Source organism: Streptomyces sp. NBC_01294, assembly GCF_035917235.1.
Lineage (GTDB): Bacteria > Actinomycetota > Actinomycetes > Streptomycetales > Streptomycetaceae > Streptomyces > Streptomyces caledonius.
Genome location: NZ_CP108423.1, coordinates 3,355,690 through 3,372,028 on the forward strand (window position 1 = coordinate 3,355,690; position 16,339 = coordinate 3,372,028).

Genomic DNA, 16,339 nt, shown 5'->3' on the forward strand with positions numbered 1-16,339 from the left:
ACCTGCTCTATCTCGCTCGTTCCGTCATATCCCCGCGGAATCCCGGAGCCCCCACATGAGCCTGTCCGTCTCCCGGCGCCTTGCCGCCGTGACCGCGTTCGCGGTCGCGGGCCTGTTCGCCGCCACCGCCCCCACCGCCCTCGCCGCCCCCACGGCGGTCGCCGCGGCGCCGACCCCGCCCGACATACCGCTCGCCAACGTCAAGGCCCACCTGTCGCAGTTCTCGACGATCGCCGCGAACAACGGCGGCAACCGCGCCCACGGCAGGACCGGGTACAAGGCCTCGATCGACTACGTGAAGGCCAAGCTCGACGCGGCCGGCTTCACGACCACCCTGCAGACCTTCACCTCCAGCGGCGCCACCGGCTACAACCTGATCGCCGACTGGCCGGGCGGCGACCCGAACTCGGTCCTGATGGCCGGCGCGCACCTGGACTCGGTGACGTCGGGTGCGGGCATCAACGACAACGGCTCCGGCAGCGCGGCCGTCCTCGAAACGGCCCTCGCCGTCTCCCGGGCCGGCCTGCAGCCCACCAAGCACCTGCGCTTCGGCTGGTGGGGCGCGGAGGAGCTGGGCCTGATCGGGTCGAAGTACTACGTCAACAACCTGCCGACGGCCGAGCGCGCCAAGTTCTCCGGGTACCTGAACTTCGACATGATCGGCTCGCCGAACCCGGGCTACTTCGTCTACGACGACGACCCGACCATCGAGCAGACGTTCAAGAACTACTACGCCGGCATCGGCGTCGCGACGGAGATCGAGACCGAGGGCGACGGACGCTCGGACCACGCCTCCTTCAAGAACGTGGGCATCCCCGTCGGCGGTCTGTTCACCGGCGCCAGCCGGACGAAGACGGCGGCGCAGGTACAGAAGTGGGGCGGCACCTCCGGTCAGGCCTTCGACCGCTGCTACCACTCCTCGTGCGACAGCCTGACGAACATCAGCGACACCGCCCTGGACCGCAACTCGGACGCCGTCGCCTACGCGATCTGGAACCTCGGCGCCTCCACCCCGGTCCCGCCCGGCCCGTCCTTCGAGAACACCGCGGACGTGACCATCCCGGACTCCCCCGCGGCCGCGGTGACCTCGCCGATCACGGTCTCCGGTGTCACGGGCAACGCGCCCGCGACCACCAAGGTCGACGTGAACATCGTCCACACCTACCGCGGTGACCTGGTGGTCGACCTGCTCGCTCCGGACGGCACGGTCTACAACCTGCACAACCGCAGTGGCGGCAGCGCCGACAACCTCGTGCAGTCGTTCACCGTCAACGCCTCCAGCGAGGTCGCGAACGGGGTCTGGCAGCTCCGGGTCAAGGACGCGGCCGCGCAGGACGTCGGCTACATCAACAGCTGGAAGATCGCCTTCTAGTCGCGCCCCGGTCCCCACCCCGGGCTCCGGCATGGTCCGATCGGATCGTGCCGGAGCTCAGCCGTCCTCGGTACGGCCCTGCAGCGACGCCGGCAGCGGTTCCTGGATCCGGGCGCGCAGCTCCTCGGCCACGGCCGCGACGTCCGCGCGGCCCAGCTTCGCCGCCTCGACCAGATCGCCGAGCTCCTCGGGCGAGGGAAGCTGTCTGGCCCCGGCCACGCGCAGGTACGAGCGGGTCGCGGCGGCCGCGTAGAACTCGTTCATCGGGGATTCCAGCGCCGGGCACACCGCAAGGGTGTGCAGAAACGCGGCGGCCCGCCACGCGGTGTCCGGGGCGGGCTGTTCGGGTACCAGGACGAGGTCGTTCTGGTGTCGGGCGACCGCGGCGGCCACCCCGGAGGGATCCCACACGGCGGGATCGGAGGGGAGATGGTGGGCCAGAGCGGTCCAGGCCCACTCCATGGTGATCTTCAATTGCCGAACCGCTCCTGGAAGTAGCCCCAGTGGTCGGCGAATTCCTCTATGCCGGACAGGAAGTTCTTCCGGTCCTCGTCGAGTTCGCGTTCCGTGACCTCGGTGATCAGCGCGGTGACCGTCGTCCCCAGAGCCGCCGCACGTGCCTTCAGGCGTTCGTGGAAGTCCTCGTCCAGGCGGATGGTGACGTGTCTCGACATGCCCAACACCGTACAGCGAGTGCGCTGTACGGACAGCAGGAATGCCGGAAGGGTGGGCAGGGACACAGTCCCCGACCCACCCTTCCGGCGCGCGCGCCCGCGGCGCGTGACGTGACTACCGACTACCGACTACCGACCACTGACCACTGACTACTTGTTGGCGTCGGCCGCCTTCACCAGCGCGTCCTTGGTGACCGCGCCGACGTAGACCTTGCCGTCGTCCGTGATCAGGGCGTTGACCAGGCGGGTCGACAGGACGCGGCCCTCACCGAACTTCCCGCTGACCTTGTCCCCGAGGGAGTCGAGGAACTGCTTGGCCTCCTTCGGGGCGTTCTTGTCGTTCTCCAGGTCCTTGAGGCCCTTGCCCTCGCCCGAGTCGATCCGCGCGATGGTCGCCCAGCCCTCGCCGAGCACCTTCAGGTCGCCCTTGCCGTTCGGCCCGCCCATCAGGCCGTCCAGGCCCGGGAAGGACTCCAGCGCCTTGAACGCGTCGTCCTTCTCGCCCTTGGCCGCACCGTCCGTGCCCTCGGTCAGCTTGGCGCCCTTGGGCGGGGTGAAGGCGAAGGTGTCGGCGGACGGCTTGGCGAAGTCCACCTTGGTGAAACCGGCGTCCACGATCGGCTTGCCGCCCTGGGAGGAGAGCAGCTGCACGCGCAGCGGCACGCCGGTCTTGGCGTCCACCGCTATCTGGACCGAGCCGACCGTGGAGCCGCTCTGCTTGGGCTTGAGCACCAGCTGGTAGGCGTCCCGCCCCGCGACCTGCGCGGTGTCGCCCACGCTGACGTCCGTGGTGGTGCCGGCGGCCTTCAGGATCTCCTCGGCCATCTGCTGGGGCGAGGCGGTCAGCCGGTCGCCGGTCTTGTGCTCCTTGCCGGCGTCCTTGCCGTCCTTGCCGCTGCCCTTGCCCGCCTCGGGGTTCTTCTCGTGGAAGACCTCGTTCGACTTGGAGTCGTAGCCCCAGACGTCGTCGCCGTTGTGGATGAGGCTGTACTCGTCCTTGCCGTCGAGGAACGTCAGCCGCTGGCGGTCCGGGCCGTCGGCCGCGACGCGCAGGGTGTGCGTACCGTTCGCCAGCTGCGCGACCTTGTCCTCCGGGTTGGCGGAGCCGCCCGCGACGCCACCACCGCCGAGCAGTCCGGTCGCGATCTTCGGCAGGCCCAGGTCCGTGCTGATCCTGGCCGTGCCCGACAGCTGCTGTACCTCCGAAGCCGCGATCTTCTCGACGAGCTGCTGTGCCGTCACCTTGGGCAGGTCGGGCCCGCCGGCGTTGGCGAATGCCGGGACCATCGCGACGGTCGCCGCGGCCACACCCGCCACCGCAACCGGTACGGCGTACCGGGCGACCTTGCGAGAAGTCTTCGTGTTCGCTGCCATGTCAGTGCCCTGCCCTCTGTGTCGACGGCGGCGACCCCCGTGTCGCCGCGCTCACCCGATCTGGTGGGGTTGATGACTCCATCTGACCAAATCGGCGGCGCGGGGGCGTCAGTCCCCGGACGCAATTGAGCGTACGACCGTGGGATGACATGGAACGGGCCCTCCTCCCCCGACCCGTAGGGGTCGTGGGGCCGAAGGGCCCGCTGCGCAACGGCGGCTGCTACCCGGCGCGGTGCACGACCGCGTCGCAGAGCTCTTCGAGCGCCGACTTCGCGAAGCACTCGGGCAGCGGCGCGAGCGTGGCCCGCGCGTCCTGCGCGTACCGGATGGTGTCGCGGCGGGCCTGCTCCAGGGCGGGGTGCGCGCGCAGCCGGGTGAGCACCTCGGCGTGCCGGGCGTCGTCGGTCAGGTCGCCGTCCAGGAGGCGTACGAGTTCCAGGTCGTCCGGGGCGCCGCCCTGGGCCGCCATCTCGCGCAGCCGCAGCACGGGCAGCGTCGGGATGCCCTCGCGCAGGTCGGTGCCCGGGGTCTTGCCGGACTCGTGGGCGTCGGAGGCGATGTCGAGGACGTCGTCGGCGAGCTGGAAGGCGGTGCCGAGCCGTTCGCCGTACTGGGTGAGGATGTCGACGACCGACTCGTCGGCGCCGGACATGAGCGCGCCGAAGCGGCCGGAGACCGCGATCAGCGAGCCGGTCTTGCCGGCGATGACGTCGAGGTAGTGGGCGACGGGGTCGCGGCCGTCGCGGGGACCGGCCGTCTCCAGGATCTGACCCGTCACCAGCCGCTCGAAGGCCTCGGCCTGGATGCGGACGGCCTCGGGTCCGAGGTCGGCCAGGATGTGCGAGGCCCGGGCGAACAGGAAGTCACCCGTGAGGACGGCCACCGAGTTGCCCCAGCGGGTGTTGGCGCTGTCCACGCCGCGCCGGACGTCCGCCTCGTCCATGACGTCGTCGTGGTAGAGCGTGGCCAGGTGGGTGAGTTCGACCACCACGGCGGACGGAACGATTCCGGGCGCGTACGGATCGCCGAAACGGGACGCGAGCATCACCAGCAGCGGCCGGAACCGCTTGCCTCCGGCCCGGACCAGGTGTTGTGCGGCCTCGGTGATGAAGGGGACTTCGCTCTTGGTGGCTTCCAGCAGACCCGCCTCGACGGCGGCCAGTCCGGCCTGGACATCGGTCTCAAGAGCCTGGTCCCGCACGCTCAGTCCGAACGGCCCGACGACGGTCACGAGGGGTACTCCTGTCTGCTGACGATCACGCTGACGATCACATGGATTGTCGATGTGTCGCTGCCATCACTCAAGCCAGCGTATCGGGTCTGTTTTCGATCACCGAGAGCGCCTTCCCGGCCACCACGCGCGCACTGTCCGAAGCGCACCGGTATGTTCGTGAGGAGCCGAATCAAACGGAGCATACGTTTTGTCCAGAACTGCGACCGGCATGGACGAGCCCGCGGCCTCCGTCTCGGCGGCCGACGGAACCATGGTCTACCTCGTGGCGTCCGCCGGCGGATGGCTCGCCGACCGGATCCCCGGTTCGTACCGGTCCGTGCTCTGGGGCGGCGTCCTGATCGCCCGCGACCGCCACGCCACGGCCGTGATCGCGCCGGCGCCGTGGCCGCGGCGCACGACGCACCCCGTCCACTGAGTTCACCGAGGTGGTGCGCACATGATCATCCGTACCGCGTTCCCGTACGAGACCACCCACGAGGACGTCCGGATCCCGCTGCCCGACGGCGTCGAGCTGTACGCCCGGATCTGGCGCCCGGTGACCGACGAGCCGGTCCCGGCGCTGCTGGAGTACCTCCCGTACCGGCTGACCGACCGGACCGCGCCGCGCGACTGGCAGCGCCACCCCTGGTACGCCGGGCACGGCTATGCCTCCGTACGGGTGGACGTGCGCGGGCACGGGTGCAGCGGGGGCCGTCCGGGCGACGCGTACGACGCCCGCGAGCTGGCCGACGGGGTCGCGGTGGTGGAGTGGCTGGCGGCGCAGCCGTGGTGCACGGGGGCGGTGGGGATGTTCGGGATCGCGTGGGGCGGATTCAACTCCCTCCAGATCGCCGCCCTGGCCCCCGAACCGCTGAAGGCGGTCGTCACCGTCTGCTCCACGGACGACCGCTTCGACAACGACGTCCACTACATGGGCGGCTCGGTGCTGGCCGTGGACATGCACGCGCGGGCGGCGACCATGCTGGCCTTCGCCTCCCGGCCGCCGGACCCGCTGTTCGCCGGCGACGGCTGGCGCCGGCAGTGGCTGGACCGGCTGGAGGCGGTGGAACCGCTCATCCACACCTGGCTGTCGCACCAGACCCGCGACGCCTACTGGCGCCACGGCAGCGTCTGCGAGGACTACGCGGCGATCGGCGCGGCGGTGCTCGCGGTCGGCGGCTGGCACGACCCGTACCGGGACACGGTGCTACGGCTCGTCGAACACCTGCCGTCCGCGCGCGTACGGGGTCTGATCGGGCCCTGGTCGCACCAGTACCCGGACCGCGGGCTGTCGCCAGGGCCGGCGATCGGCTTCCTCCAGGAGACCCTGCGCTGGTGGGACCACTGGCTGAAGGGCGTGGACACCGGGGTCATGGACGAGCCGCTGCTCCGCGCCTGGATCAGCGACGCGCACCCGCCGGCGACCGTGTACGAGGAGCTCCCGGGGCGGTGGGTCGGCGAGAAGGCCTGGCCCTCGGCGTCCGTCATCCCCGTGCCGTACGTGCTCCAGGGCGCGCCGGTGGCCGTCGCCTCGCCGCAGCACACCGGGCTGGACTCGGGCCGGTTCCTCCCCTTCGGCAACGACGCCGACCTGCCGCCGGACCAGCGGGAGGAGGACGCGAAGGCGGCCTGCTTCGAGTTCCCGGTGGGGCGCGAGGAGCCGGTGGAGATCCTGGGCCGGCCCTCGGTGACCCTGCGGCTGCGGCTCGACGTGCCGTACGGGCAGGTCGTGGCCCGGCTGTGCGACGTCGCCCCGGACGGCTCCTCGACGCTGGTCACGCGGGGCGCGCTGAACCTCTCCGCCCGCCAGGGCCGGGACCGGGCGGTCCCGTGGCCGGTGGGCTCGTACGAGGACGTCACCTTCGAGCTGAACGGCATCGGCCACGCCTTCCCGCCGGGGCACCGGATCCGCCTCGCGGTGTCCTCCGCGTACTGGCCGTGGATCTGGCCGCGGGCCGGGTCCGAGGCGGGCTGGACGCTGGATCCGGCGGGGAGCGCGCTGACGCTTCCGGTGCGGGCGGCGTCGTCCTCGTCCGCCGCGTCCGCCGTGGACGGGGGGATCGTCTTCGAGCCGCCGGAGCAGGCGCCGCCGCTGGGTGTCGCCGTCCCGGCCACGCTGGACGAACCGCGCCCGGAACGGCTGGTCGTACGGGACGTCGCGCGCGGGGCGTGGCGGCTGGAGGTGGACCCGCGGTACGGGGGCACCCGGGTGTATCCGGACGGCCTGGAGTACGGCGAGGACGCGGAGGAGGTGTACGAGATCCGGGACGGCGACGCGCTGTCGGCGCGGACGTGGTCGCAGTGGCGGATCCGGCTCCACCGGCCGGAGCTGGGCTGGGACGCGCGGGTGGAGACCCGGTCGGAGATCCGGTGCGACGAGGGCGGCTTCCTGACGTCGAACGAGGTGGTGTGCCGTGAGGGGGGCGAGGTGGTCTTCCACCGGACGTGGGAACGCCGGCTGCCGCGCGCGGCGGGCTGAGCCGGGCCGCCCTGGCGGGCGGTGGGGCCCGGCCGAACCGCCCTGGCGGGCGGCCCCGGGGCTCCGCCCCGGACCCCGCGCCTCAAACGCCGGCGGGGCTGATATTGCCGTAGAGCCGTTCCAGGACCACCGCGATGCCGTCCGCCTCGTTCGACAGCGTCAGCTCGTCCGCGACCGCGACCAGCTCGCGGTGGGCGTTGGCCATGGCCACCCCGTGCGCGGCCCAGGCGAACATCGGGATGTCGTTCGGCATGTCCCCGAAGGCGATCGTCCCGCCGGGGGACGCCCCCAGGACCTCCGCCGCCCGCGCGAGCCCACTCGCCTTGTCGATGCCCGGCGGCTGGAGCTCCACCGTGTGCTCCCCCGCCATCGTGACGTTCACCAGGTCGCCGACCACCGCCCGCGCCACCCGCGTCAGCTCGTCGTCGTCCAGTTCGGGGTGCTGCAGCAGCACCTTGTTGATCGGCGCCGACCACAGGTCCGCCCGCCGCGGCACCCGCACCGTCGGCAGGTGCGGGTGCCACATCCGGTAGCCCGGCCCCATCAGCATCTCCGCGTCCAGCCCCTCCTGGTTCACCGCCGCCCAGACCTCGCCGACCTCCGCCTCGATCTTGCCGAGGGCCACCTCGGCCAGTTCCCGGTCCATGGAGACGGAGTGCAGCAGTCGTCCGCGCGCCGCGTCGTACACCTGCGCGCCCTGCGCGCACACCGCGAGCCCCGTATAGCCGAGACCGTCCAGGACATGTCGGACCTGTGGAACGGGGCGTCCGGTGACGATGATGTGTCGGGCGCCGGCCGCACGGGCCGTCGCGAGCGCCCCGTGGGAGCGGGCCGAGACGGTGTCCCCGGCGCGCAGCAGAGTCCCGTCCAGGTCAGTGGCGATCAAGGCATAGGGGAGGGCCGGAGGCGGGGCGGAAGTCACGGCGCCAAGGATACGGACCCCTTTGGACAAGTCCTACAAATAGAGCCCGAATCCGGCCTCCCACAGGCCCCTTCAGCCACGTAACGTGTCAACCAGCCCCCGGGACACCCCCGGACCGCGTCGAAAGCGAGGCAGTACCCCATGCCCCAGCAGAGCCCCCTCGATGTCCCCGAGGGCGACCCGTTCGGGCCGCACAACCTCCCCTACGGCGTCTTCTCGACCGCCGGCGAGGACCGCCGCCGGATCGGCGTGCGCATCGGCAGGCACGTGCTCGACGCGGGGGCGGCCGCGCTCGCGCTCGGTTCCCCGTACTCCGGGCTGCTCGGGCAGTCCTCCCTCAACCCGCTGCTGGCCGCCGGGCGCACCGCCTGGCGCGACGTGCGCCGCGCGCTGACCGCCTGGGTGACCGACCCCGGCCACCGCCCCACGGTCGAGCCGCACCTGCTGCCGCTCGACGAGGTCACGCTGCACCTGCCGTACGAGGTCGCCGACTACGTCGACTTCTACGCGAGCGAGCACCACGCCACCAACGTCGGCCGGATCTTCCGCCCCGACGGCGACGCGCTGACACCCAACTGGAAGCACCTCCCGATCGGTTACCACGGCCGCTCCGGCACGATCGTGGTCTCCGGGACCGACGTCGTACGGCCCTCCGGGCAGCGCAAGGCACCCGCCGACCCGGCGCCCGTCTTCGGCCCGTCCGTCAAGCTCGACATCGAGGCCGAGGTCGGCTTCGTCGTCGGCACCCCGTCCGAGCTGGGCAGCCCGGTGCCGCTGGGCGCGTTCGAGGACCACGTCTTCGGACTGTTCCTGCTCAACGACTGGTCGGCGCGCGACATCCAGGCCTGGGAGTACGTGCCGCTCGGCCCCTTCCTCGGCAAGTCCTTCGCCACCTCGGTCTCCGCCTGGGTCACCCCGCTGGAGGCCCTGGACGCCGCCCGCGTCGCCCCGCCCGCCCGTGACTTCCCGCTCCTGCCCTACCTGGACGACGCCGAGCTCGACCGCCCCGGCGGCTTCGACCTGCACATCACCGTGTCCATCAACGGGCAGGAGGTGGCGCAGCCGCCGTTCGCGTCGATGTACTGGACCGCCGCCCAGCAGCTCGCGCACATGACCGTCAACGGCGCCTCCCTGCGCACCGGCGACGTCTACGGCTCGGGCACCGTCAGCGGTCCGGAGACCGGCCAGCGCGGCTCGCTCCTGGAGCTGACCTGGAACGGCCGTGACGCCATCGACCTCGCCGACGGCAAGCGCACCTTCCTGGAGGACGGGGACACCGTCACCCTCACCGCCTGGGCCCCGGGCCCGGACGGCACGCGCGTCGGCCTCGGCGAGGTCACCGGCCGCATTGTGGGATCCCGCTAGGCCGACGCCGGCGGCAAACACAGACGGCGGGGTGGCGGATCTTTCCGCCACCCCGCCGAAACCGCAGGTCAGGGCCTTGCATAAGCGTCGTCAGGTGGCGCAACACTGCGGCAACACCACCGACGCCGGGTCCCCGGTACGTTCCCTGCCATGCCAGCCGAACGCACCGTCACGCACACCGTCCCGGTCGCCGCCGCGCGCCGCCGGCGACTGCGCGCGGACCAGGCGCGAGCGCTCGCCGACCTGCTGCGCCACCAGATCCTGGCGGGCGGCTACCCCGGCGGGGTCCTCCCCCTGGAGGGCGACCTCGCCGCCGATTACGGGGCCGGCCGCAACACCGTCCGCCAGGCCCTCGACCTGCTGCGCGGCGAGCAGCTGGTGGAGCGCCGCCCGGGCGTCGGCACCGTCGTCGTCTGCGAGAAGTACCCGCACGGCCTGGACCGCCTGCAAGGCCTGGCCGAGACCCTCAACGAGCACGGCCGGGTGACCAACGAGGTCCGTACGGTCGGCCCCGTCCGCGCCCCCGCCCCGGTCGCCGGCCGCCTCGGCCTGCCCGAGCACACCGACGTGCTCTGCATCGAGCGGCTGCGCCGCCTGAACGGCCTGCCGCTCTCCCTCGACCTCACCTACGTCCCGATGGACATCGGCGCCGGACTCCTGGGCTGCGACCTGGAGAACACCGACGTCTTCCGGCTCCTGGAACAGCTGACCGGGCAGCCCCTCGGCCACGCCGAGATCACCCTCGAAGCCGTCAACGCCGACGCGCACTCCGCCGCCGTCCTCCAGGCCCCGCGCGGGGCCGCCGTCCTGATGCTGGAACGGCTCACCCACCTGGGCGACGGCCGGCCCGTGGACCTGGAGTTCATCCGCTTCCGCGGCGACCGGATCACCATGAGCGGCCTGCTGCGCCGCTCGCTCTGAGCCCTCCGACACCGAACGTTCCCACCTTCCTGGAGACAGCCATGCCCGTGGTCCCCCAGCGCGGCGACGTGCCCGTGACCATCGACGAGTCCCTGTGCATCGACGGCTGCACCCTCTGCGTCGACATGTGTCCGCTCGACTCGCTCGCGATCCGTGAGGACGACGGCAAGGCGTACATGCACGTGGACGAGTGCTGGTACTGCGGCCCGTGCGCCGCCCGCTGTCCCACCGGCGCGGTGACCGTCAACATGCCCTACCTGCTCCGGTGAAAGGCCCCACCCCCATGCGTACCAAGGCACTCGCGCCCGCGCCCTGCTCCTCGCCCCGCTCGCCACGGCCTGCGCGGACGCCTCGGGGGCGGCGGGCTCCAAGACGGTCACCGTGACCGTCGGCTACCAGTCCAAGACCATCAACACCGTCACCGCCGGCACGCTCCTGCGCTCCCTCGGCTACTTCGAGCAGGAGCTCGCGGAGCGCGGCAGGCAGGACGGCGTCACCTACCGGGTCGACTGGCAGGACTACGCGACCGGCGCCCCGATCACCGCCCAGATCACCGCCGGGAAGATCGACATCGGCTCGATGGGCGACTTCCCGCTCCTCCTCAACGCGGCGCGCGGCAAGGAGCTGAAGCAGCCCACCCGCCTCGTGTCGGTGACCGGCTACAACCTGCGCGGCGGTCTCAACACCGAGGTCACCGCGCCCGGTTCGAAGCTGGAGTCGCTGGCCGACCTGCGCGGCAAGAAGGTGTCGACCAGTGTCGGGTCCGCGGCCGACGGCACCCTCGTACGGGCCCTGCAGCGGACCGGGATCGACCCGGAGAGCGGTATCCAGAAGCTCAACCAGCAGCCCAGCGTGGGCGCGTCCGCGCTCCAGGCGGGCAGCGCGGACGGCCCTGTCGCAGTTCGTGGCGTGGCCGGGGCAACTGGCCTTCGAGGGCCGGGCGAAGGCCCTGTACGACGGGGCCGAGCTCGACCTGCCGACCTTCCACGGGGTGACCGTGCGCGAGAAGTTCGCGAAGGAGCGGCCGGGCGTACTGGACGCCTTCCTGCGGGCGCAGCGCAAGGCCACCGACCAGCTGAGGACCGAGCCGGTGGCGGCCGCCGAGTCGGTGGCCAAGGAGACCGGCCTGCCGGCGGAGGTGGTGTACCTCTACAACGGCGCGAACGGCATCGCGACCTTCGACCCGGCCCTGCGGCCGGAGCTGATCGACGCGCTGAAGCAGGACGTGCCGGTGCTGAAGGCGGCCAAGCTGGTCGGCGACGTGGACGTGGACGCCTTCCTCGACCCCGAGCCCCTGAAGCGGGCGGCGGCCGGCGTGCCGGAGTACCCGAAGGCGGCGGCCGCCCGCCCCGAGCTGTGGCTCAAGGGGCAGACCCGCACGCAGTCCTTCGACTCCCCGCGCGAGCTGCTCAAGGCGGCACGCGGCGCGGACGTCCGGGCTGCGTACGTGCCGGACGCGGTGACCGGCACGCTCTGGTTCGCGGACAAGGCCGTGTGGGTGGCCGAGGGGCCGGAGCTGCGCGCCTTCGTCACGGCCGCGGGCGCGAAGTCGTACGTGGAGCGGAACCAGGGCTCCGGGGCGCGCATCGTGAGCTTCGCCGAGGCCGGGGCGCTGGCGTCATGACGGGCGGCCGCTGGCTGCTGCGGGCGGCCTCGCTCGGCGCGGCCCTGCTGCTGTGGCAGGCGCTGACCTCGCTGGACGTGAACGTGTGGCTGCGCTTCGAGCAGTTCCCGACGGTGGGCGAGGTGGCGTCGACGTTCGCGGAGCGGGCCGGGACCGCCCCCTACTGGCAGGACCTGGTGTCCAGCCTGCGCCGGATCGTGGCGGGCTTCGCGCTCGCCGCCGTCCTGGGCGTGGTGGTGGGCACGGCGATCGCCCGGTCCCGGACGGCGGCCGACGTGCTGGGACCGCTGCTGGAGGTCCTGCGTCCGATCCCGGCCATCGCCCTGGTCCCGGTGGCGATCCTGCTGTTCCCCTCCAACGAGCAGGGGATCGTGTTCATCACCTGCACGGCCGCCTTCTTCCCGGTGCTGGTCTCGACGCGGCACGCGGTGCGGGCGCTGACGCCGGTGTGGGAGGAGGCCGTCCTGACGATGGGCGGCGGGCGGGCGCGGGTGTTGTTCTCGGTGGTCCTGCCGGGGGCCCTGCCGGGCATCTTCGGGGGCCTGTCGGTCGGCATCGGGGTGTCGTGGATCTGCGTGATCTCGGCCGAGATGATCTCCGGCGAGTACGGGGTCGGCTACCGCACGTGGCAGGACTACACGGTGGTCGACTACCCCGGCGTCTTCGTCGGCATGGTCACCATCGGCGCGCTGGGATGGCTGACGTCCACGGCGGTGGAGCGCACGGGCCGCCGCCTGACGTCCTGGCTCCCCCGTTCCGCCGTGTCGTCGTCCCCCGCCGGCGCCGCCGCACCCGGAGCCTTCCGCCCGGCCCGGGTGCCGCTGCGCGGAGCCGATTCCCCGCAGGGCGCGACCACCGGAGGGACGCAGAAGTGACCACCCTGACCACCCTGACCACCCACACACCCGGCGCCACCCTCGCGCTGCGCGGAGTGCGGCTGGGCCACCGCGGGAACGTGGTGCTCGACGGGGTCGACCTGACGGTCGAGGCCGGGGAGGTGCTCACCGTCGTGGGCCCGTCCGGCTGCGGGAAGTCCACGCTGCTGCGCACCCTGGCCGGGCTGCTGCCACCGCTCGGCGGGACGGTCGAACAGGACGGGCGGCCGCTGACCGGCCCGGACGCCGACCGCGCCCTGGTGTTCCAGGACGACGCCCTGCTCCCCTGGCGCACCGTCCGCGCCAACGTCGAACTCCCCCTCGCCATCGGGCGCTCCCGCCGGCTGCCGCGCGCGGAGCGGCGGCGGGTTGCCGAGGAGTGGCTGGAGCGCGTGGGGCTCGGCGGCCACGCCCACCGGCTCCCGCACCAGCTCTCCGGCGGCCAGCGCCAGCGCGTGCAGCTGGCCCGCGCCCTCGCCGCGCGCCCGCGCGCCGTCCTGATGGACGAACCCTTCGGGGCGCTCGACGCCCAGACCCGCGCCGAGATGCAGGACCTCCTCGTGGACGTCCTCGCGGGCACCGGCGCGACCGTCGTGTTCGTCACGCACGACGTGGACGAGGCGCTGTTCCTCGGCGACCGCGTCGCGCTGCTCGGTACCGGAGAGGTGGTCCCCGTACCGCACCCGCGGGACCGCGACGCGTCGCCCGCCGGGCTCCGGAAGCAGATCATCAACTCACTCTGAAGGGCCGCGCCATGGACATCCCCGCGCTCGGCGACGCCGAGGAACTCTCCTGCGACGTCCTCGTCATCGGCGGCGGCACGGCCGGCACGATGGCGGCGCTGACCGCCGCCGAGCGCGGCGCGCGGGTCCTGCTCCTGGAGAAGGCGCACGTGCGCCACTCCGGGGCGCTCGCCATGGGCATGGACGGGGTCAACAACGCCGTCGTCCCCGGCCGCGCCGAGCCCGACGACTACGTCGCCGAGATCACCCGCGCCAACGACGGCGTCGTCGACCAGTCCACGGTCCGCCAGACCGCGACCCGCGGCTTCGCGATGGTGCAGCGCCTGGAGTCGTACGGGGTGAAGTTCGAGAAGGACGAGCACGGCGAGTACGCGGTGCGCCAGGTCCACCGCTCGGGCTCGTACGTGCTGCCCATGCCCGAGGGCAAGGACGTCAAGAAGGTGCTCTACCGGCAGCTGCGGCGCCGCGAGATGCGCGAGCGGATCCGGATCGAGAACCGGGTGATGCCGGTCCGGGTCCTGACCTCGCCGGAGGACGGCCGGGCGATCGGCGCGGCCGCCTTCAACACCCGCACCGGCGCCTTCGTGACCGTGCGCGCCGGGGCGGTGGTCCTGGCGACCGGCCCGTGCGGGCGCCTCGGACTGCCCGCCTCCGGCTACCTCTACGGCACGTACGAGAACCCGACCAACGCGGGCGACGGCTACGCCATGGCCTACCACGCGGGCGCCGCGCTGACCGGCATCGAGTGCTTCCAGATCAACCCGCTGATCAAGGACTACAACGGTCCGGCGTGCGCGTACGTCGCGAACCCCTTCGGCGGCTACCAGGTCAACCGGCACGGCGAACGGTTCGTGGACTCCGACTACTGGTCGGGGCAGATGATGGCGGAGTTCGCGGCCGAACTCGCCTCGGACCGCGGCCCGGTGTACCTGAAGCTCAGCCACCTCCCGGAGGAGTCGGTGGCCTCCCTCGAATCGATCCTGCACACCACGGAACGGCCGACGCGCGGGACCTTCCACGCGGGCCGGGGCCACGACTACCGCACGCACGACATCGAGATGCACATCTCGGAGATCGGCCTGTGCGGGGGCCACTCGGCCTCGGGCGTGCGCGTCGACGACCACGCCCGCACCACCGTCCCGCGGCTGTACGCGGCCGGGGACCTGGCCTCCGTCCCGCACAACTACATGATCGGGGCGTTTGTCTTCGGCGATCTGGCGGGCGCGGACGCGGCCCGGTACACGGCGTACGAGGGCGAGCTGCCGGCCGACCAGCTGTCGGCGGCCCACGAGCTCGTCTACCGCCCCCTGCGCAACCCGGACGGGCCTCCGCAGCCGCAGGTGGAGTACAAGCTGCGGCGGTTCGTCAACGACTACGTGGCTCCGCCGAAGACGGGCGCGAAGCTCTCGCTCGCCGTCGAGGCCTTCGACCGGATGACCGGCGAGATCGCGCAGATGGGCGCGACCACCGCGCACGAGCTGATGCGGTGCGCGGAGGTGTCCTTCATCCGGGACTGCGCGGAGATGGCGGCCCGCGCCTCGCTGGCCCGTACGGAGTCCCGCTGGGGCCTCTACCACGAGCGGCTCGACCACCCCGAGCGCGATGACGCGGGCTGGCTGCACCACCTGGACCTGCGCAAGTCGGTCTCGGGCGCGATGGAGTTCACGGCCCGGCCGGTGGAGCCGTACCTGGTGCCGGTCGACGGGTTCGCCCCGGCCGGCGGCCCCTCGCGGCACCTGGGCGAGGTCGCCCTGGTCCCGGTGTCCACGGCGGGCCCCCGCCAGTCGCCTCCGGCGGGGCGGACGACAGCCCCGGGGACGCCCGGGTCCGCACCCGCAAGCGCGGCGTCCGCCGGGCCGCTGCGGGACGCTTCGCCGCGGATCCTCGAACTGCTCGCCCTGGCGGAGGAGTCACCCGGCCTGGACCTCCTGCGCCCCTACCTGGACGACCCCGATCCCGCGGTCCGGGCGGCGGCCGTGGCCGCACTCGGCGAGACCGTCCCCGCGGGGGCCGGGCCCGCACTGGCCGCCCGCCTCGGCGATGCGGCTCCCGCCGTACGGGCGGCCGCCGCGGCCGCGCTGCGCGAGCTGGTGGAGGTCCTGCCGGGCGGGCCGGAGCTGGGGGCCGGGCTGCGCGCCGCGCTCGCCGTGCCGGACCCCGCGGTGCGCTCGGCCTCGCTCGAAGCCCTGCGGGCCCTGCGCCTGGGCGACGCACGGCTGTACGCGGCCTCGCTGGCGGACGCCGACCCGGAGGTCCGCATCCACGCGGTCCGCGCGCTGGTCTCGGTGGACGCGGTACCGGAGCTGGCCACGGCCGCGGCGGACCCGGCCCGCGAGGTCCGGGTGGCGGTCGCCAGGGGGCTGGCCTCGGTGCACGCCCCTGCCCCGGCCCCGCTGGACCCGCTGCTGGGCGACCCGGACCCGCTGGTGCGCGGCGCCGCCCTGGCGGCCCTGGCCTCGACCGGCTGCCCCGAGGGGTACGCCCGCACGGCGGTCGCGGCGCTGGGGGACGCCGCCTGGCAGGTCCGGGCCGGGGCGGCCGCCGCGCTGGCGGCGGCCGGGCCCGGGGCGGCCGGGCCCGGGGCGGCCGTACCGGCCCTGGCCGGCGCGCTGGCCGGGGCGCTGGCCGACGCCAACGCCGATGTCCGCAAGGCCGCGGTCCTCGCCCTGCTGGCCCACCGGGACACCGCGGAGGCCCGGGCGGCCCTCGCCGCGGCGGTCGGCGACCCCGACGCGGACGTCCGGGCGTACGCGGCCCGCGCCTGAGGCGCGGCGAGG

General features: G+C 73.1%; 13 protein-coding genes and 2 pseudogenes. 10 read left to right on the top strand and 5 right to left on the bottom strand.

The window, feature by feature from the left end:
- Nucleotides 1-55: 55 nt before the first annotated feature.
- The gene (locus OG534_RS14980) at nucleotides 56-1,372 is read left to right on the top strand and encodes a M28 family metallopeptidase (protein ID WP_326588559.1); all 1,317 of its coding nucleotides are present in this window, start codon (nucleotides 56-58) and stop codon (nucleotides 1,370-1,372) included.
- Between the two features lie 57 nt (nucleotides 1,373-1,429).
- On the opposite strand, the gene OG534_RS14985 is transcribed toward OG534_RS14980, so the two are convergent.
- The 4 genes from OG534_RS14985 to OG534_RS15000 all read right to left on the bottom strand — a co-directional run bounded on the left by OG534_RS14985 (nucleotide 1,430) and on the right by OG534_RS15000 (nucleotide 4,651).
- Nucleotides 1,430-1,846 (bottom strand): hypothetical protein, encoded by a 417-nt coding sequence (locus OG534_RS14985; RefSeq protein ID WP_326588560.1) that lies wholly within the window; start codon nucleotides 1,844-1,846, stop codon nucleotides 1,430-1,432.
- Nucleotides 1,843-2,046, bottom strand: a complete 204-nt coding sequence (locus OG534_RS14990) for a hypothetical protein (protein WP_326588561.1) — start codon at nucleotides 2,044-2,046, stop codon at nucleotides 1,843-1,845. The genes OG534_RS14985 and OG534_RS14990 overlap by 4 nt, the downstream gene beginning before the upstream one ends.
- A gap of 150 nt (nucleotides 2,047-2,196) precedes the next feature.
- Nucleotides 2,197-3,420, bottom strand: coding sequence for a LolA family protein (locus OG534_RS14995; protein WP_326588562.1), 1,224 nt, complete (start codon nucleotides 3,418-3,420; stop codon nucleotides 2,197-2,199).
- Between the two features lie 220 nt (nucleotides 3,421-3,640).
- Nucleotides 3,641-4,651: a polyprenyl synthetase family protein gene (locus OG534_RS15000; RefSeq protein WP_326588563.1), complete on the bottom strand. Its 1,011-nt coding sequence runs from the start codon at nucleotides 4,649-4,651 to the stop codon at nucleotides 3,641-3,643.
- Nucleotides 4,652-4,859: 208 nt separating this feature from the next.
- Here OG534_RS15000 and OG534_RS15005 point away from each other — a divergent pair.
- Nucleotides 4,860-5,021 (top strand): annotated as a pseudogene (locus OG534_RS15005) (peptide MFS transporter); the annotation flags it as partial.
- 69 nt (nucleotides 5,022-5,090) lie between these two features.
- Nucleotides 5,091-7,112, top strand: coding sequence for a CocE/NonD family hydrolase (locus OG534_RS15010; RefSeq protein WP_326588564.1), 2,022 nt, complete (start codon nucleotides 5,091-5,093; stop codon nucleotides 7,110-7,112).
- 82 nt (nucleotides 7,113-7,194) lie between these two features.
- On the opposite strand, the gene OG534_RS15015 is transcribed toward OG534_RS15010, so the two are convergent.
- Complete coding sequence (locus OG534_RS15015; protein WP_326588565.1) at nucleotides 7,195-8,034, bottom strand: HAD family hydrolase; 840 nt, start codon at nucleotides 8,032-8,034, stop codon at nucleotides 7,195-7,197.
- Between the two features lie 141 nt (nucleotides 8,035-8,175).
- Here OG534_RS15015 and fahA point away from each other — a divergent pair, with 141 nt between their 5' ends.
- The 7 genes and pseudogenes from fahA to OG534_RS15050 all read left to right on the top strand — a co-directional run bounded on the left by fahA (nucleotide 8,176) and on the right by OG534_RS15050 (nucleotide 16,327).
- The gene (gene fahA, locus OG534_RS15020) at nucleotides 8,176-9,399 is read left to right on the top strand and encodes a fumarylacetoacetase (protein ID WP_326588566.1); all 1,224 of its coding nucleotides are present in this window, start codon (nucleotides 8,176-8,178) and stop codon (nucleotides 9,397-9,399) included.
- Between the two features lie 150 nt (nucleotides 9,400-9,549).
- Nucleotides 9,550-10,320: a GntR family transcriptional regulator gene (locus tag OG534_RS15025; protein ID WP_326588567.1), complete on the top strand. Its 771-nt coding sequence runs from the start codon at nucleotides 9,550-9,552 to the stop codon at nucleotides 10,318-10,320.
- A 41-nt stretch (nucleotides 10,321-10,361) separates the two neighbouring features.
- Complete coding sequence (locus OG534_RS15030) at nucleotides 10,362-10,589, top strand: 4Fe-4S dicluster domain-containing protein (RefSeq protein WP_109778462.1); 228 nt, start codon at nucleotides 10,362-10,364, stop codon at nucleotides 10,587-10,589.
- Between the two features lie 43 nt (nucleotides 10,590-10,632).
- Nucleotides 10,633-11,944, top strand: a pseudogene (locus tag OG534_RS15035) (ABC transporter substrate-binding protein).
- Nucleotides 11,941-12,819 (top strand): ABC transporter permease, encoded by an 879-nt coding sequence (locus tag OG534_RS15040; protein ID WP_326588568.1) that lies wholly within the window; start codon nucleotides 11,941-11,943, stop codon nucleotides 12,817-12,819. The pseudogene OG534_RS15035 and the gene OG534_RS15040 overlap by 4 nt, the downstream one beginning before the upstream one ends.
- Nucleotides 12,820-12,824: 5 nt before the next feature.
- A complete protein-coding gene (locus OG534_RS15045) occupies nucleotides 12,825-13,562 on the top strand; it encodes an ABC transporter ATP-binding protein (RefSeq protein ID WP_442807228.1) in 738 nt (245 codons plus the stop codon).
- An 11-nt stretch (nucleotides 13,563-13,573) separates the two neighbouring features.
- Entirely contained in the window at nucleotides 13,574-16,327 is a 2,754-nt protein-coding gene (locus OG534_RS15050) for a fumarate reductase/succinate dehydrogenase flavoprotein subunit (RefSeq protein WP_326588569.1), read from the top strand.
- The last annotated feature ends 12 nt before the right edge of the window (nucleotides 16,328-16,339 follow it).